We start from the raw sequence: 19,438 nt of genomic DNA, 5'->3' as shown, positions 1-19,438 counted from the left end.
CGGCGGCGCCGTCAACGCGCCGCCGGGTGCGGCAGGTCCTGCGCCTCCAGGCTGATCAGCTGCTCCGACGTCGGGGCGGACAGCTCGGCCACCCGCTGCGCCTGCCGCTCGGTCATCTCCTGGAAGATCTGGCGGGCGGAGCGGCCGTTGCCGAAGCCCTCACCGCGGGGCATCGCGTCGAACAGGGCGAGGAGTTCGGTGCGGGCCGGGGCCGTCAGCTCGTAGCGGTGCTGACCGGCCTGGAACTCCACGATCGAGACCAGCTCCGCCGACTCGTAGTCCTCGAACAGGAGCGTGCGGCCGAAACGGGAGGCGAGGCCCGGGTTGGAGCCGATGAAGCGGTGCATGTCACCGGGGTAGCCGGCGGCGATGACCACGACGTCGTCGCGGTGGTCCTCCATCAGCTTCACCAGGGTCGCCACGGCCTCGGTGCCGAAGTCGTTCCCCGCCAGCGCCGGGGCCAGCGAGTAGGCCTCGTCGATGAAGAGCACACCGCCCAGCGCCCGGTTGAAGGCCGCGGTGGTCTTCGGACCGGTGTGACCCACGTACTCGCCGACCAGCGCCGTACGGTCGACCTCCACCAGGTGGCCCCGGCGCAGCAGTCCGAGGGCCTTCAGGAGCCGGCCGTAGAGGCGGGCCACGGTGGTCTTGCCGGTGCCGGGGTTGCCCGCGAACACCAGGTGGCGGCTGAGCGGCGGGGCGGGCAGCCCGGCCTCCTCGCGGCGCCGGACCGTCTGCATGAGCTTGACCAGCGAACCGACGTCCTGCTTGACCCGGTCCAGGCCGACCAGTTCGTGGAGTTCGCCGAGCAGGTCCTCCAGGTTCTCCTCCTCCGGCTCCTCCCCGGCGTCCGCGGACTTCGCGGTCCTCGGGGACGACGCCGTCCCGGGGGAGCCGTTCGCCGGGGCCGCCGCCGGGGTGCCGAAGGTCAGCGGGGTGCCGTCGGCCGTGCAGTCCTCCAGGACCGGCTTGGCGCCCTCGTCGGTGCCCAGCGCCTCCGCGCAGTCCCGGATCCGGCAGTGCCGGAACACCGGATCGGCGCCCGCGGCGACGTGCAGGGCGGGGAAGCCGGCCCGGGTGACGTCCAGCCCGGTGAAGGTGCCGCCCGCGCCCTCCGCGAGGAACACCCCGTTCTTGCCCGGCCGGTCGATGCGCAGCCCGCTCATCTCGGGCCTGGCGCCGGTCCACACGACGGCACCGGAGCCCGCGCAGTTCTCGACCCAGCCCCCGTTCACCGTCGCCTCGGCGCCCTCGTCGACCACCAGGCCGGCCGCCCCGGCGCCGCTGATCCTGATCCCGGCGAGGGAGGCGGTGGCGCCCTTGGCCACCTGGACGCCGATCTCCTTCGTGCCGGTCACCGTGGAGTCGGCGACCGTGCTCCCGGTCGGCGAGCCGATCCCGATCCCGGCGCCGGACCCGGCGACCCGGCAGCCGGTGAGGGTGGCCACCGCCCGCTCCAGGACGCTCACCCCGGTCATCGCGACATCCGCGATCCCGCAGTCGGTCAGCTCGATCCGGGCCTCGCCGGTGGCGTGCACCCCGTGCTCGGAGCCGCCGCGCACCCGGCAGTCGGCGAGCCGACCGACGGCCGTACCGGCCAGATGGACCGCGCTGAAGGCGCTGCGGTCGATCCGGCAGTCCGCCAGGTCCGCCTCGCCCGCGCCCGTCACCAGCAGACCGTTGGCGCCCGCGTCGGCCACCGAACAGCCGGACGCGCTGAGCCGGGCGGTCTCCTGGACCACCAGTCCGCTGGCGGCCGCCCCGCGGATCCGGCAGTCGGTCAGCTCGGCCCGCGCCGACCCGGTCAGATGCACCCCCGCCGCCCCGGGCGTCTCGATGCGGGACTCCCCGGCGGTGGCCTCGGTGGCGTCCTCCAGGAGCAGCCCCGCCCGGCCGCTGCCCGCCAGCACCGAGTCGGTCAGCCGCAGCCGGGACCGGCCGCGCAGCCGCACCCCGGACCCGGTGGTGCGCTCCAGCCGCAGCCGTACGGCGTCCAGGCTCGCGGTCCCGGACAGCACCACACCGGTGCCGTCCACGCCGGTGACCGCGGTGTCCTCCACCCGGGCCCGGACCCCGCCCGCCAGATGCAGACCGGCCAGCCGGGCGCCCTCCAGACGGCAGCGGCGCAGCACCAGCGCCGTCGTACCGCCCTCCTCGTCCTCCGGGCCCTTCGCCTGCACCCGGCCGCCCTCCACCGAGCACTCCTCCAGGACCAGACCGGCCCCGGACGACACGCTCACCGCGGGCAGGCCCGCGTCGGAGCCCCACACGGTGATGTTGTGCAGCGCGCAGTCCGGGCCGTCCACGGTCACCGCGGGCGCGTCACCGGGCGGCGGCGCGATCACCACACTGCCCCGGCCGTGCTCCGCCGTGAGCACGACCGCCCGGTCCAGGACCAGGTGCTCGGTCCAGGTGCCCGGGGCGATCACCACCAGGTCGCCGGGCGAGGCGGCGCGTATGGCCTCGCCGATGGTCCGGTACGCGCCCCGGCCGCCCTGACCCTTGGGCGCCACGGTGTGACGGGTGGTCATCTACGTTCCTCAGTGTCCTCGGTGACCGTCGCCGGTCCGATCATGGTGCCTGGTAATAGGTGGGATTGATGCTCGCACGATAGGCACTGGTCAGGTACAGCGACTGGATCGACTTCTCGAAGATCTTGAAGGGTAGCTGGATCCAGAAGTCGGCGAATCCCTGGCGGTGGAAGAGCCGGCCGCCCGCGCTCATCACGAACACGTTCTTGACCAGGCCGGTGGTGGCGGCCGTGGTGACCGAGGCGGCGGCGTTGATCCCGCCCTCCCAGACCGCGTCCCCGCCGTGCAGCTTCACCGTCTGCCCGTCGGCGTTGGTCACACCCCACACGGCCGCGTTCATGCTGCCGTTGACCCAGCCGGACAGCGCGCTGCTGAGCACACCGAACGAGAAGTCGTAGGTGCCGCCCCGCCAGCGCGTCGGCGTCTCGTTGCCCGCCCACTCGTTGACCCAGGTCTTGTCGTGGTTCATCGGACGCCGGGTCCACGGCTTGCCGCCGTCGATGTTGGCGACGCCGGCCTTGAGCGAGCCGAGCTTCTCGAACCCGAATGCCCGGTTCTCGTGCACCGCGGTGGTCAGACCGGTCTTGATGGTCGCGCCGACCGCCGCGTTCGCGAACGACTTGAGCGCGTCCTTGCCCGTGAACTGCTTGTGCTGGACGGCGGCCACGATCCCGTTGACGGCGAGGTTGGCACCGAACTCCAGGATGAACTCCTGCCCGAACTCCAGCGCCGCCTTCTTCGCCACGCTCCGCCAGTACGGCTCGTAACGGGCCTCGCGCAGCGCCGCGTCGCCGTTCGGCAGGACCGTGCCCGACCACGGCATGCGCTGCGCCTCACGGGTGGTACGGCCCCAGCCGCGGATCTCGGTGAGCGGGCCCCGGAAGTCGTACTCGTTACCGGTCAGCCGCATCCGGCCGAAGCTGTCCCGTTCGAAGACCAGCCCGTTGTCGGTGCGCCGGGCGATCAGCTCGCCCCGGTCGCTGTATCGGTTCCACTGGCCGCGCCAGGCGTCGGTCTCCAGGAACCCGTTGCCCTCCGCCTTCCGCTCTCGGACCACAGCGCCGTGGTCGTACTCCTTCCACACCGAACCCGGCGTGTCCGCCGCGGTGTCGTACGTCCGCACCCGCACCGGACCGCCGTTGTGCAGCGGGGTCTCGCGCAGCACGGTGGGCGCGGCACCCTGCCCGGCGCCGGGCAGCTGGTCGCGGAAGTGCCGGGAGCCGGGCGCCCACTGGTCGTGCCAGGCGCCGCCGTGCCACCAGCGGCGGGTCTGGTTCGCCAGGGCCGGGTCCAGGGCCGTGCCGTCACGCCGGAAGGCGTTGGCGCTCCACCGGCCGTCGGCACCGCGCCAGGAGTCCACGTAGCCGCCCGAGTCGAGCATCCGGCGCTCGCGGACCAGCTGACCGCCCGCGTCGAAGTCCCGGTAGGAGTCGTCCCAGGGCAGCCGGGAGTCCGTGGAACCGCGGAAGTGCTCCCGGCGGCCCGTCGCGACCTGTCCGCCGTCGGCGTCCAGCTCACGCCAGGTCCAGCGGCCGGAGTCGGCGCGGCCCGAACCCTGGATCACATGACCCGGCCGGTCCGGCTTGGCGTGGCTCTGGCCGACGAGGTTGCCGTGCGGGTCCCGCTCCACCCAGCGGCGGTCCGCCGGCAGACCGGTGTACTCCCGGACCACCCCGCCCGGCAGCCCCTCGCGGGCGATGTGGGTGGTACCGCCGGCGTCCTGGTGGACGTCCCGCCAGAGCCGGCCCGCCGGGTCGCCCGCGAGCTGCTCGCGGTAGCCCCGGACGGCACCCGCCTGCCAGGGCTGGTCGGCGGGGTTCGCCGGGGCGTGCCCGGGACGTCCGGCGTGGTCGCCGACCTTCAGGGACGTGCCGTCGTGCAGCTTCCCGCTGAACCGGGCGAAACTCCCGTCGGCCGCCAGGTCCAGCGCGCTGCCGTCCATGCCGACGTAGCGCACCCCGGAGGCGGTGACGCCGCCGTCGTTCGCCTCCCTGCTCCAGGTGAACATCTGGTACGTGTCGTCGCCCCGGACGTGCGCGTACGGCGGCCGGGTGTGCTCGGCGCCGGTCAGCCAGCGGGTGCGCACCAGGGTCGGCGGGCGCTGCTCGCGCCAGCGGTCCGTGGTGAGGAAGCCGTCGCCGAACACCTCGTGCTTCCCGACCTCCTTGCCGTGCGGGGAGTGCCGTTCCCAGGTACCGCGCAGGGAGCCGTCCGGGTTCATCGCGTGCTCCTGGTACTGGCCGGCCCGCTCGGGCCACTCGGCCATGCCCCACTGCCGCTGCGCGATCCCACCGCCGGCCGTGCGGTCGGTCCAGCCGGCGCCGAGGTGCTCACGGGTCCGCGGACCGGAGGCGAGCTGCCGGCCCGCGCCGTCGTAACGGTGCCAGGTCCAGCCGCCGTCGCCGTTGTGGACGCCCAGGGTGTGCCCGGGCCGCCCGTCGAACTTCTGCAGCCCGTCCCGGTACTCGCGCACCGTGCGGCCCCAGCGGTCGGTGTCCCGCCAGCCGGTGCCCGCCGTGTCGTAGTGCCGGCTGCCGGTACCGGCCGGGGTGCCGGTCTCGTCCCAGCGCACCCAGTGGGTACGGGGGTTGGTGCGGGCGAAGGCGATCGTGTCGGTGCGGCGGAAGGCGTCCACCGCGTCGCCGGCGGCACCGGGCAGCACCCGCCGCTCGAAGACCGGAACCCGCGTCCTCGTCGAACCGAGCAGCCGGATGTGGCCGTTCGCCGCGCCGGAGGGGTCGACGGTGCCGTGGTGGAAGGCACCGGCGGCGGTCGGGGTCCCGTCCAGGGCGGTCCGCTCCCAGGTGCCCGCGGTGTGGTCGACGACGTAACGGAAGTTCGTGCGCGCCCCGGCGTCGAGCACGTTGAAGCCCTGCCGGACCGGGGTCCCGTCCGCGGCCAGTTCCACGAACTCGCCGTGCCGCGGGCTGGTCCGGTCGTCGAACGAGATCCGGGCGGTGCCGTCGGGGTTCCGGACGGCGTCCCAGTGCGCGAGCCTGCCGCCCGCCCCGTCCTCCACCCAGGTCCCTCCCGGGCGGACGGCGGTCGGCGGCTCCACGACGAGGAGACGGCCGCCGTGGCCCGCGGGCAGCGGCGTGCCGTTCGCCGTGACGGTGCCGTGGCCGTCGTGGCGGGTGAACGAGCCGTCGGCCAGGGTGGTCCGATGGCCGCCGCCGGGCAGCGGGACCGTCTCCTCGACGAACCGGCCGCTCGTGCCGTCGAAGACCTGCCGGCCGCCGCCGGGCAGGGCGACCTCGATCCGGCCGGCCGGATCGACGGTGACCGCGCGCGCCGGGTCCGCGGCGAAGCCGTCGTCCAGCCAGCGCGGGGCCGCGCCGAGCGGCCGGTCCAGCCGCCCGGCGGCCAGGCCGTCCCGTCCGGCCAGCCGCAGCCCGTCGCCGGTGAAGTCCCCGTTGGCGGCGAAACTGTGGTGCCCGGTGCCGTGCACGGTACGGAAACCGCCGCCGTTCGGCAGCGCGGTGACGGTGTCGGGCAGCCGGCCGCCGCCGGCGTCGGTGAGACGGTGACCGCCGGCCCCGTCGGGCTCGGCGAACCGGGTGCCGCGCGGACCGCCCGCCGGGTCGGCCAGCGCGGTCGAGGTGCTCAGCGGGCGGCCCTGGGTGTCGTAGAGCACGGATTCGCCGGTGACGTCGTCGATGGTGCGCGGCCGGTTGCCGCCGACCGCGACGACCCGCTGCGGCAGCGGCTGTCCCGCCGCGTCGGTGAGCCGGTGACCGCCCGCGCCGTCCGGTACGAGGATCCGGTCGCCGCGCGCGTTCACCGCCGGGTCGAACAGCGCGAGGCCGGTCTCCCGGTAGCTGCCGTCGGCCGCGAACCTGCTGGTCGCGCCGCTCGTTCCGTCGGTCACCCGGAATCCGGCGCCGCCGGGAAGCACGGTGACCGGCTGGGTCTGCCGGGCGCCGGCCGCGTCGGTCAGGGTGAAGCCGCCCGTGCCGTCGTCGGCAAGGAACCGCTGCCCGCGCGTGCCCCGGGGATCGGTCAGCGCGATGCCCGTCTCCTGGAGGCGGCCCCGACCGTCGTGGCGTACGGACACCCCGGTGGTCTCGTCGGTGACCCGGATGCCGTTGCCGTCGCCCAGGTCCTGCACCCGCAGGTCCAGCCGGTCGCCCGCGAGATCGGTGACGTGGACGCCGCCGTCGTCGGTGACCCGCACCCGGTCGGCGCCGGTGGGGACGCCGTCGCGGCCGGTGAGCTGGACGCCTTCGTCGAGTTGCAGGCCGAGGGAGTCCACCCGGCGGGTGGCGCCGGTGTCGAGATGGGTGATCCGTGCCGCGTCGCCGGGCAGCGGGAAGGCGGTCAGCCGGTCCGCTCCGGGGCCGTTCACCGTCAGGGCCTGGCGGGTGCCGTGGCCGTTGATGTCCGTGTGCAGACGCAGCCCCGTGGGCCGGCCGTCGGCCCCGAGCAGCGGCATGTCGTAGGCGGTGCGGTCACCGTTGGCGGTGTAGGTGTCGACGGTGTCCGACTGCGTGTGCCGGACGTCGAAACCGCCGTCCTGCCGGGCCACGACCGTACGCGTGGGGTCCGGGTGCGAGTGCTGGTCGAGCACGCGCAGCGTCACCGCGTTGTCCTGGCCGACGCTCCGCTCGATGGTCAGGCCGTTCGGCCCGCTCACACCCGAGTCGTTGAGATCGATGCGGTTGACCGCGGGCGGGGCGGTGTCGGGCAGCGGGTCGAACCTGCCCGCGCCGAGCGTCGCGCCGCGGCGGGTGGCAGCCTTCTCGATCTCGGTGATCCGGGCCTCGATCTCGGTCGGACGGACACCGAGGCCCTCGAGGTTCGTGTAGGCGGTGCGGAACCGTTCGTGGGCGGAGATCAGTTCGTGGTTGAGCTGCACGTCGAATTCGCTGACACCCCGTGAGGCGCCGGCTCCGCCCGGAGCGGCCCGCAGGTCCTCGACGCGGTTCAGTTCGATCCGGGCGGACGACAGCTCGACCCAGGCCTCGTGGAACGGCCGGCCCTCGCCGCCCAGGAGCTCGTCGAACCGTGCCGAGTCCTCGGCCCACGGCACCTGCCCGGGCCGCCGGGAGGGTACGGCCGGGGCCTTGCCGTGGTTCGGCGTGGCCGGTGCGGCGGGGCTGGTGTCGCCGTCGGGCCGGACGGGTGCCGGCGGGGTCGTGTCGCCGTCGGGCCGGGGCGGTGCGGCGAGGGTGGTGTCACCGGTGTTCCGGAGCGGCGGGGTGCCGACCAGCAGACTCAGCGCGTCGTTCTGCCGCTGCGCCCGCGCGGAGTCGTCCATGCCGTCGAGCATCGACTGGAGCCGGGTCCCGGTCTCCGGGGTCGTGCCGCCGGCCGCGAGCGCGGCACGGGTGCGGCCGGCCAGTCCGTCCCCGTCGCCGCCGAGGCGCCGGAATTCGTCGAGCAGCCGATAGGCGTTCGCCTCGGCCCGGACCTGGTCGAGCAGCCGCTGCACGCCGGCGCGGCGAACCGAGTCGGGGCGGTCCCTGAGGAAGTTCCGGGCGGCGTCGGCCAGGTTGTCGAGAGCCTGGGCGCGCTGCGCCAGCCGGTCGGCGGGGACGCGGTGGAACGTCTCGAGAGCACGGTCGACGTAGCGGATCTGCGAGCGGGCGCGGATGCCGTTCTCGCGATAGGTGTCGCGGCGGAAGGCGTCCCGGTCCAGGCGGTCGGTGGCGGCCGGGCGAGCGGTGCCGGGCGCCGCCGTCGTGGTGGTGTCGCCGGTCCGCCGGGGCGGCCCGAGGATGTCGTCCAGTGCGGTGCCGCCGGGCCGCGCGCCGTCCCTCGGAGGCGGCGGGACGAGATCGTCGCCGCCGTGCCGGGGCGGGGCCGCGTGGACGTCGTCGAGGTGCGTCGCGGTGGTGTCGGTCTCGGCGGGGTGGGGCGGGGTGGTGTCGGTGCCGGTGAGGTGGGGCGTGCGCGTCTCGGTGTCGGAGAGGTGGGCCGTCGTCGTGTCCGCCTTCGCGAGCGGTGACGACGGAGGCGTGCCGGTGTCGAGGGGGTGCGGCTGGAAGCCCTCCATCTCGGTTTCGGCGGTGTGGTGCGGCGCGGTGGCGTCGGAGAGGTGGCGCGGCGGGTTCTGCGCGTCGAGCGGGTGCGTGACGGCGTCGTGGTCCGTGGCGTGCGAGACGGTGGTGTCGCCCTCCTTTACCAGCGGCGTGGCCGTCTCGGAGTCGACACGGATCGGCGCCGGCGCCTGCGTGCCGGTGCGGCTCGGCACCGGGGACGACGTGTCCGTGTCGGCGTGGTGGGGGGCGGGGGACTTGGTGTCGAGGGCGTGGGGTGCGGGGGACTTGGTGTCCAGGTCGTGGGGTGCCGGGGAGTGGGTGTCGAGGGCGTGGGGCGTGGGGGAGCCGGTGTCGAGGGGGTGCGGTGACGTGCCGTCCGTGGCCGACGGGGCCGGCTTGGTCTCCGGGCCCGGCGGGGTGTGGGTGAGCGAGGACTCGGCGTGGGCGGGGGGCAGGTGGACGTCGGCCGTCGTGGACGGCGGAGCCACCAGGGTCCCGGTGTCGGCCTTCGCAGGCAGCAGCAGTTTCCGGCCGTCGTCGGTCAGATGCAGGCCGAGCTTGTCGCCCCGCACCAGACCGGCGCTCCTCAGACCCTCGAACGCCGATCCGAAGGCGTCCTTCCCGAGACCGACCGCCTTCTGGGTCTGGGCCTCCCTGCGGGAGTCCCTCAGGGCACGCGTGCCGTCCGAGTTGGCGAGTGCCCGGGCCATCTTCCGCATGTCGTCGGTGAGGACCGGAACCGAGTCGCCGAGCGCCTTCTCCACATGCTGCGGGAGCTCCTTGAACAGCGCCGCGTCCGGCCCCGTCGAGACCGCGGGCTTCGGCACCCTGACCGTCTTGGACGACGAGGCCTGAGCCGTCCCCGTGGACGAACCGGGCTGCGCCTTCACCGCGTCGGTGTCGGGCCGGCCCCTGAGGTCGCCGATACGACCGTTGATGTCATCGAGGAGTTTCGTCCGCTCGTCGAGCAGCCCCTTCGCCATCTCCTTGCGGGCGCCCTGGGCGAGGCCGTGGAACTCCTGCGTCAGCTTGACCGCCTGCTCGGCCAGGGGCTGCGCCTTGTTGAGGTTGTAGCGCTGCGCCTTCCTGTTGTTGCCGACGACGGCGTTGTCGGCCTGGCGCACCTTGTCGGACGCCTCGTCGAACGCCTTGCCCGCGGCCCGCGCGGCCGGGTCGACCGTGCCGTCGGCGAGATAGCGTCCGTCGCCCTCCATGTCGTGGACCGCGAGCGGCTTCGGCCACCGGGACTCGACCTGGCTGGAGAACGGGTTGATCGGCAGCCCGGAGCCGAACTTGGCCTCGGGCCGGTACAGCTTGGAGACGACGGCGCCCATCTGCTCCACGTCGACCGGACCCTGGACGAGCCTGAGGACGTCGTCCTTGAAGCCGCCGCCGATCAGGTGCACCTCGCGCACCACGGACAGGGCGAGCGCCTCCTGGACGTGCGCGCCGTGGAAGACCTCCTGGTCGAAGGAGACCGTGCGGGAGCCACCGCCGACCGGGTACTCGTACGTCCAGCGGGCCCGCTTGCCCATCTCCTCGAAGCCCTTGTCGTACGCGGCGCTGCGGACGGTCTGGTCGCCGGACTTCAGGTCACGCATGGTCTCGCGGTCCAGCGGGTGCAGCTGGTCGTGGAGCGAGACCCAACCGCCGCGCTCCTCCAGGACCTTGGCGTCGAAGACGAGCGTGGTCGGTCCGTACCGGGTCGCCATCGGCTTGTCGCCGGCCTCCATGCGGAAGAACACGAAGTCGTCGTTGCCGAGGTTGGAGGTGTTCTTACCCGAACTCTTGCCGGACGCGAGGAACCTGATGCCCCGTCGGGTCAGGTCGCCCTGGGAGGACATCACACCGCTGTTGGCGATGGCGTGGTAGGCGGGAGTCGCGTGCTTGATGCGGTAGGGCAGGTCCTGCAGGCTCGTCAGCAGCTTCTCGAACTGTGCGCGCTCCGCAGGCGGCAGGCTGTTCAGCAGCTCGTCGACGTCCTGGCGCAGCTGCGTGACGTTGCGTTCGGACAACTCGTGCACGAAACGCGTCTTCTGCGCGTCCGACAGCTTCTCGAATTCCTCGAACTCGGGGAAGATCTTCTCCCATTGCTCCTGGGAGCCGGGCAGTTCCGCCTTCCACTGGTTTCCGGTGTGCACCTCCGCGTACGCCTTGTTGCTGCGCAGGTGGCGGGCGATCTCCGGCATGTCGCGCTGGAGGCGGGAGATCGAGAAGTCCGTGCCGTGGAAGCCCCTCAGGACGATGGAGTCCTCGGGCCCCGCCGCCTTGACGGCGTCGTCGACCTTCCTGGCGAGCTCGTGGGCCACGGTGGAGACGGGGGCGTGCTCGTTGCGGAGGGTGTAGACACCGCCCAGCTCGGCCGCGTCCCTGACGAAGCCCTTGAGGGAGGCGTCGAGGTCGTGGGCCGCCTTGTCGAGGGACCGGGCGAGGCCCTGGAGTTCCAGCGGGGTCTTCTTGCCCGACCCGACCAGTTTCTCCAGCCGCCGGGTGAGCCCGCGCAGTTCGAGCGACTGCTGCTCGATCTCCTTGCCGGTCCTGATGAAATGGTCCGCGCCTGCGCCCTCGGGCGTGTGCCGGGCCCGGGCGTCCAGGTCGAGGGCGTGCTCCTGGAACCGCAGGGCCCGCGTAATGTCACCGGCGCCGGCGAACTGGTCGACCAGCAGGTTGAGGTCGCGCTGGGAGAGCCGGCCGTCGGTCAGCGCCTGCGTCATCTCCTCGTCCAGGCGGACCGCGATCCGGGACGCCTCGTCGTTCGCCTTGTCCAGGGCGGCCTGCACGGCCGGGCGCTGGTTGGGGGTGGCGTTGGCGAGGTTGCTCTCGGCCTGCTGCACGCCGCGCTGGGCGTCGGTGTGCTCGCCGAGGGACTTGGCCAGCTGTTGCGGAGGCGTCAGCGGGGCGGCCGCCTCCGTCTCACTGTGGGGCGTCGGAGCGGAGTGGACGGGCGGGGGAGTCGCGGAGTCGGCGGGCAGCGACGTGCCGCCGAGCACGCGGGGCCGCTCCTTGAGGCTGAGCTGACGCAGGTTCGCCAGGTCGGCCTCCATCCGCACCGGGTCGACACCGAGGTCGGCCAGCCGGCCGTGGGTGGCTTCGTACCGCCGGCCGGCGGCGTCGACGTTCTGGCGGGCCCGGATCTCGGCGACGGTGGGGCCGTTGGAGTTGCCCGCGTGGCCGTTGTGCGGCAGGAGGTCCTCGGCCCTGCCCAGGTCGTAGCGCGCCTGGACATGGTCCCGCCAGGCCTCGCGGCGGGCCTGGCGCAGCGGGTCGTCGGCGTGGCCGAAGAGCGCGTCGACGCGTTGGCCGTCCCGGAACCAGGCCTCCTCGATCTGCGCCGGGGTGAGTCGTTCCGCCCGTCCCGGCAACTCCTGGCCACCGGCGTGCGGGGTCTGCGGATGCGGCGCCGGTGCCGGGTCGGGGGTGCGGCGGGCCGGGCCCGGGACATGGGAGGTGGCGTCGAGGTCGTGCGGTGCCGGTGAGCTGGTGTTCAGGTCGTGCGGTGCCGGTGAGCTGGTGTTCAGGTCGTGCGGGGCGGGGGAGTTGGTGTTCAGGTCGTGCGGGGCGGGGGAGTTGGTGTTCAGGTCGTGCGGGGCGGGGGAGTTGGTGTTCAGGTCGTGCGGGGCGGCGGAACGGCCGCTGAGGTCGTGCGGTGCCGGTGAGCTGGTGTCCAGGGTGTGCGGTGCCGGGGAGTGGGTGTCCGGAGTGTGGGACGGGAGGCCGTCGGCGGCGAGTGCGGGGGTCCTCGTCTCGGAGCCCGGAGGCAGGAACAGCCGACGGCCCTCCGGGGTGAAGTGGAGACCCTTGGCGTCGCCCACCACCAGCCCCGCCCGGTTCAGGTGCTTGTACGCCTTGTCGAAGCCGGTCCTGCCCAGGTCGACGGCCGCCGTGGTGTGTACGCCGTCCCTGGAGTTCTCCAGGGCCCGGAAGCCGTCCGAGTTGCCCAGCGCCCGGACCATCTTCTTCATCTGGTCGGTGACCCCCGTCACCTTCCCCAGCGCGTCCTCGGCCGTCCCCCGGAGTGGACTGAGGTCGGGGCCGTTCGCCACGGCCGACGACGAGGAGGCCCCGGCGCCCTGGTTCCTGCCCGGCCGGGGCTGCGCGCCGCCGGTCTCGGGCCTGTTCTGCGACTTCAACGCGTCCAGGCGGCCGTTGATGTCCTTCAGGAGCTGCTCACGCTGGTCGAGCAGGGTCTGCGCCATGGCCTTGCGTTCGCCGACGGAGGCCGCGTGGAACTCCTGGGTCAGCTTGACCGCCTGCTCGGCGTGCGGCTGCGCCTTGTTGAGGTTGTAGCGCTGTGCCTTGGCGTTGCCGCTCTTGAAGGCGTTGTCGGCCTGGCGCACCTTGTCGGACGCCTCGTCGAAGGCCTTGCCCGCGGCCCGTGCGGCCGGATCGACCGAGCCGTCGGCGAGATAGCGTCCGTCACCGTCCGCGTCATGGACCTTCAGCGGCGACGGCCACTCGCTCGTGACGTGGCTCCCGTGCGGGTTGATCGGCAGCCCGGAGCCGAACTTGGCCTCGGGCCGGTACAGCTTGGAGACGACCGAGCCCAGTTCCTCCGGGGTCGTGGTGTCGGCGAGCAGCCTGAGGACGTCGTCCTTGAAGCCGCCGCCGATGAGATGGACCTCGCGCACCACGGACAGGGCGAGCGCCTCCTGCACGTGGGCGCCGTGGAAGACCTCCTGCTCGAAGGAGACCTGCCGGGTCCGGCCGCCGGGGTACTCGTAGGTCCAGCGGCCCCGCTTGCCCACCTCGTCGAAGCCCTCGTCGTACTTCGCGCCGCGGACGGTCTCGTCACCGAACTTCAACTGGTTCATCGTGTCCCGGTCCAGCGGGTGCAGCTGGTCGTGGAGCGAGACCCAACCGCCGCGCTCCTCCAGGACCTTGGCGTCGAAGACGAGCGTGGTCGGCCCGTACCGGGTCGCCATCGGCTTGTCGCCGGCCTCCATGCGGAAGAACACGAAGTCGTCGTTGCCGAGGTTGGAGGTGTTCTTCGCCGAACTCTTGCCGGAGGCCAGGAATCTGACGCCCCGTCGGGCCAGGTCGCCCTGCGAGGACATCACACCGCTGTTGGCGATGGCGTGGTACGCGGGAGTCGCGTGCTTGATGCGGTAGGGCAGGTCCTGCAGGCTCGTCAGCAGCTTCTCGAACTGTGCGCGCTCCGCAGGCGGCAGGCTGTTCAGCAGGTTGCCGACATCCGTACGCAGGTCCGTGATGTTCTTCTCGGACAGGTTGCGCACGAAGTCGTGCTGCTGGGACCTGGACAGCTTGTCGAAGCCGTCGAAGTCGTCGAACACCTTCTGCCACTGGGCCTCGGTGCCGGGCAGCACTGCCTTCCACTGCTCGCCGGTGTGCACGTCGCCGAACGCCTGGTTCTCGCGGTAGCGGCGCAGCAGGTCCGGTATGCCGCGCTGGACCCGTTCCACGGAGGCGTCGGTGCCGAGGAACCCCTTGAGGACGAGGCTGTCGCCCGGCTTCGCCGCCTTGACGGCGTCGTCGACCAGCTCCGCGAGATGGTGGGCCACCGCGGCGACGGGAGTGTGCTGGTTGCGCAGCGTGTAGGTGCCCCCGAAGCGGGCGGCGTCGGTGACGTGCCCCTGGAGGGCCGCGTCCAGGTCCTTGGCGGCCTGCTCGAGTCCCTCGGCCAGGCCCTTGAGTTCACCGTGGGGAGTCGCGCCCGCCGTGACCAGGCTCTCCAGTTCGTTGGCGAGCCGCCGGACGGTCACCGACTGGGACTGGATCTCCTCGCCGGTCCTGATGAACTGGTCCGAACGGACGGGGCCGTCGCCCGTGCCGCGGGCCGCGGTGTTCAGGTCCTGCGCGTGGGCCTGCAGCTTCCGGGCCCGGCCGATGTCGCCGGCGCCCGCGAACTGGTCGACGAGCTGGTTCAGTTCACGCTGGGAGAGCAGGCGGTTGTCGAGTTCGTGCCGGAGCGCGTCGTCGAGTTCGCGGGTGGCGTCCTTGAGCTTCGTGTCCGCCTCGGCCAGGTTGGTCCTGGCCTCGGTGACCTTGGCGGCGTCCTTGCCGGTCTGCGTCTGTTTGATCTCCGCCTGCTGCAGTTCCTGGTGGGCCCTGGTCTGGTCGGCCAGGATGTCGTTGAGCCGCCTGGGCGGCGTCACCGAGGCCGCGCCGCTCTCGCCGTGGGCGGCGGGGACGGCGCTCGCGGGCGGCGGAGTCGCGTCGTCGGACGTGCTGAGGACCGTGCCGCCGAGCAGCCGGGGCCGTTCCCGCAGGCTGATCTGGCGCAGGGCGGCGAGGTCGGTCTCCATCCGCGCCGGGTCGACGCCGAGTTCGGTCAGCCGGTGGTGCGTGGCGTCGTACCGCTGCTGGGCGGCGTCGACGTTCTCGCGGGCGCGGATCTCGTCGGGCGTCGGGCCGCGGGAACTGCCCGCGTGGCCGTTGTGCGGCACCAGGTCCTCGGCCCTGCCCAGGTCGTAGCGTGCCTGCACATGGTCCCGCCAGGCCTCGCGGCGGGCACCGCGCATCGGGTCGCCCAGGTCGCCGAAGAGCGCGTCGACGCGCTGGCCGTCCCGGAACCACGCCTCCTCGATCTGGGTGGGGGTGAGCCGGGAACCGCGCCCGGGCAGCTCCTGGCCGCCGGTGTGCGCGGAGTCCTGGTGCGGCCTCGGTGTCGTGTCCGGGTTCCCCCGGGTCGGGCTCGGGAGGTTCCCCTCGGCGTGGGTGCCCGGACGGACCGGGCTCGGCAGCTCCTTGCTCCAGGACGTCGGCGTCGGCAGCGAGCTGAGCAGTTCGTTGTTGTGCAGGACGTGGCCGCGCAGGTCGGCGGCGAGATCGTTGAAGCCGGTGCCGCTCCACTCCCTGGAGAAGGTGCGGTCGCCGCCGGTGATCGAGACCGAGACGGCGTCGTCGTCCACCTTGTGGGTGACGGTGATGGTCATCTCGTCCGCGTGGCCGGGCCGGCCGACGGTGAACGTCTTCACGTTCGGCCCGTCACCGCCCTCCCGTACGATCGCGTCGCCGAGGCCCTCCCAGCGGCGGATCGCGTCCTGCCCGAAGGCTCGGCCGAAGTCCTCGAACGCCTCGCCCGAGGGCAGCCCGGACCACTTCGCGTTGATGAGCCCCTCGAGCTGCGCCTCCGGGATCTGCTCGGCGCGCACCGGCACGACCGTGATGCCGTTCTCGACCCGGGCGGGCCCGCTCCGTACCAGCCGGGTCGGCGAGAGGGTGACCTCGCGCTGATCCTGGTTGAGGGCGATGGCGTCGTCGGCGGACCTCTCGTACCCCGGCGGGTAGGCCATGGAGAACTTGCCGTGGTCGGCGGGGACGTCGATCTCGAAGACGACCCGGTTGCTGTTGACGCCGTTCTTCGCCCACTCCGCCTGGAAGGTGAAGTCGTTGGAGGTCGAGGCGGGCAGCCGCTCCACGAACGAGTCGGCCTGGGCGGCCCGCGGGTCCATGGACACGCCCCGCCACACCGTCATGCGCTGGTTGGGGCCCTCGAACATCAGCTCGCCGGCGACCTTGTTGAACTGCTTGACCTTGCCGACCAGGCCGCCCTCCAGGGCGCTCGGGTTGACGAAGCCGCCGTACCCCTTCTTCGAGGTGAAGGCGCCCCCGATGACCCCCTGCATGAACAGCTTGACGTCGTTGTCGGCCGCGGCCCTGCCCATGTGGCCGCGGGTCGCACGGGCGGCGGAGTTCCAGTTGTCCGCGGCCGGCCCGGTGAGCCCTTCCGGGTGCGGGGGCAGCGGGACGTCCTGGGCGGAGTGCAGCAGCTCGCCGGTGGACCGGCTGTACACGTGGCTGCCGGAGGCGGAGGCGACCACGATCTCGTCCTCGCCGCCCAGCTTGGCCGGCCAGGTGCCCGCGCCGTCGGAGACGGAGTCCACGGTCTTGCCCGCGACCTTGACGCTCACCCCGCCGAACGGACCGTCGCCGAACCGCACGGTCTCCTCGGCGAGACGGAGACCGCCGAGCCGCTTGAAGGTCCAGCTGTGCACCACGGTGCCGCCGACCACGTCCAGCTGCCGTACGACGAACCCGGTGCCCATCTTGTCCACGGTGAACAGGCCCGACCCGGCGGCGCCGCCGTGGAGTTCGGGGGTTCCGGTGCGCGGCGCCTTGACCGCGAGTTCGTGGTTCCCCGGGATCCTGACGACGTTCGGGTCCTTGAGGAGGTCGTCGAAGGCGCCGGTGGTGTCGGCGGTGTGGGCGGCCGGCGCGGGGGAGGAGTGGCCCGGCAGCGGGGTGCCGGTCGCGGGCGGGGTGGGCGTCGCGTGCGCCGGCAGCTCGCCGGGGACGTGCGCCCCGGTGCCGTTGGCCGAGCCGGCCAGGCCCTTGTCGGCGTCCGTGTGGGCGGGCGCGCCGGCGAACGCGGGGCTGTCGGTGGGCCGGGCGCTGCGGCCGGTGTCGACGAGGTCGAGGGCCGCGCCGTTGCCGTGTCCGCCCGGGTGTCCGGGGCCGCCGGGGGACAGCGGGGCCGGGTCGTGCGGGCCGCCGTTGCCGGCGAACCGGTCGGGGGTGCCGGCGTTGCCGGGGCCGGTCGTGAGCCGCTCCGGGTGGGTGCCGGCCGTCGGGTTCGCGGTGAGCCGTTCCGGGCCGGCCGGGGGCGTCGCGGGTGTGTTGTGCAGCAGCTGCTGCGGCGAGGTGCCGGGGTGCGGGGAGCCGGGGCTGTGCACCAGTTCGTCCAGGTGCAGCCGGGTCTGGTTGGCCGACAGGGCGCTGGTGGTGCGGTCGGCCAGGGCGTTGCCGGTGCCGGGGGCCACGGGGGTGTTCGGGGTGTTGTGGCGGGTGCCGGCGAGCAGGTCGAAGGCCGAGTTCCCGGTGTCGAGGCTGCCCGGTCCGCCGTGTCCGATCCCGGTCGGGGACGGGTGACTCACCGTGGTGGGGCCGGTGAGCAGGCTGTTGGGCGCGGTCACGTCGTGCGGGGCGCCGGGCGCCGGGGCCGAGTCCAGCGCGGTGTGCGCCACGGTGGTGCCCGGGGTGCCGGTCAGGGCGGTGTGGGCGGCGCCGATGCCGGGCGTGCCCGGCGCGTGCACGGTGCCGACGCCCGGGTTGCCGGTGAAGGCCGAGTGCAGGGCGCCCGCGGTCGGGCTGCCCGCGGAGAGGTCGCCGAGGGTGCCGGCGACCGGCGGCGGGGTGGCGTGGGTGCCGGTGAGGACGGTCGTGCCGGGCACGTGGGTGGCGCTGTGCGCTCCGCCCGGCAGCAGCACCTCCGTGGAGGAGGTCAGGTTCGCCGGCGTCGGGTGCAGCCCGGTGAGCGTGGTGTGGGCGCTGCCCGAGACCCCCGTGACCGGCGTGTTGGTGAGGCCGTGCGTGGCGCCGGGGACACCCGCCGACGCGGGCACGTGGAGGCCGGAGGCGGTGGTGACCGTCGGCGTGGCCGCGCTCACGCCGACCTCCGAACGGCCGCCCAGCGCGCCGAAGTTCTCCACGTGGACGTTGGCGAGCTGTACGTGGGGCATGTCGACCAGCGCGTCCACCGTGCGCGCCGCGTGCACGCCGAAGTTGCCGCGGTGGGCGATGGCGCCGACGTCACCCAGGTTCAGGGACGGCGGACGCAGGGTGGAGGTGACGTCCAGCTGGGTGCTCGGCAGGTGCAGGTCGAGGTTGCGGATGCCGTTCTGGCCGACGCCCGCCCCGAACCGGACCTGGTCCAGCTGGACGCGCGGCATGTCGACCAGGGCGTCCACGCCCCGGGGGTCGATCGGGACCGAGCTGATCGTGCGGCCGATGCCACTGGTGATCGGGGCGCCGAAGACGTGCTGGCCGAGCACACCGCGGTCGAAGAGGCTGATCCGCAGGGCACGCGCGAAGCCGTACTCGCCGATCTCGGCCGCGTCCACGGGCAGGAAGATCCGCAGCCACTTGGTGCCGCCGAACTCCTGGCCCACCCAGGTCTTGGTCGCCTGCCAGCCCCTGGAGAACGTCTCGGGCAGCCCGCGCACGAACCCGGGGATCCCCTTGATGCCCTGGACGACGGTCAGGCCGGCCGAGTTGATGCCGCGGCCGATGATGCCGGGCAGGTTGTGGATGCCGTCCAGCACCCACAGGCCGCCCTTGAAGACCCAGGTGCTGCCCAGCTTCACCAGATCCCTCAGGCCGAGCAGCAGGGTGGTGGGGCGGAAGCCGTTGGTGAAGAGGTTGCGCAGGGCCTGGAAGGTGCCCCGCGCGATGTTGGCGAAGCCCTTGGCGAAGGCGGTCGTGCCGACGCCCTTGATGATCTGGAAGATCGGCAGCGCCTTGGTGGTGGGCGCGAGGATGCCGAGTCCGGCGAGGAAGAGGTCGAGGAAGCTGGCGTCACCGTTGGCGAAGTCGACGATCGTCTTGATGAAGAGCGTCAGGTTCACGCCGAGGGCGAGCAGCGCGATCGGACCGCCGAAGATCAGCGCGGGCACGATCAGGATGATCGCCAGCCACTGGAACGCCTCCCAGAAGATCTGGCACTTGGAGATCGGCAGCTGGATGTTGGAGACGCCCGAGATGCTGCCCGCCGCCGCCGAGGCGCCCTCGCCGTGCTCGGTGCCGGCCTGCCGGGCGGTGGAGGCGTAGGTCTCGCGGTTCGGGTCGTCCTCGGACAGCCCGCGTCCCGAGTTGAGGGCGCCGTCCGCGCGGGACTGGAGTTCGACGAGCTTGTCCGCCCAGGTGGTGAGCGCGGTGGCGGCGGACTCGAAGGACTGCGCCACGTCCTCGATGTGCCCGCGCAGCCGGCCGTTGACCTTGTCGCGCAGGGCGTTGGCGGCCTCGCCGACGAACACGCTGTCCCCGGCGGTGTTCATGACCGCGTCGATGGCCGTGCTGATGCGCCGGGCCTCGGAGCCCAGGTGGTTCAGCTCGGTGGACAGCGTCCGGATCTGGTCCGGGTCACCCGGTGTGGGGTCGCTGTCCAGCCCGATCGCGTTCCAGTCGGTCGGGCGTGGCATACGGGTTCCTCCCGGCAGCTGCGTGGCTCGGGGCGGTCACTCCCCAATG

2 protein-coding genes are annotated in these 19,438 nt (G+C 73.2%); both read right to left on the bottom strand.

Annotated features, from left to right (window positions below):
- Window positions 1–11: 11 nt before the first annotated feature.
- Window positions 12–2,531, bottom strand: a complete 2,520-nt coding sequence (locus tag ACFY3I_RS07665; protein WP_390859817.1) for a right-handed parallel beta-helix repeat-containing protein — start codon at window positions 2,529–2,531, stop codon at window positions 12–14.
- Between the two features lie 40 nt (window positions 2,532–2,571).
- A complete protein-coding gene (locus ACFY3I_RS07660) occupies window positions 2,572–19,389 on the bottom strand; it encodes a hypothetical protein (RefSeq protein WP_390859816.1) in 16,818 nt (5,605 codons plus the stop codon).
- Between the last annotated feature and the right edge of the window lie 49 nt (window positions 19,390–19,438).

Source organism: Streptomyces sp. NPDC001068 (assembly GCF_042897315.1).
Lineage (GTDB): Bacteria > Actinomycetota > Actinomycetes > Streptomycetales > Streptomycetaceae > Streptomyces.
The sequence above is the reverse complement of the archived record's forward strand: the minus strand, read 5'-3'. Positions and strand labels throughout refer to the sequence as shown.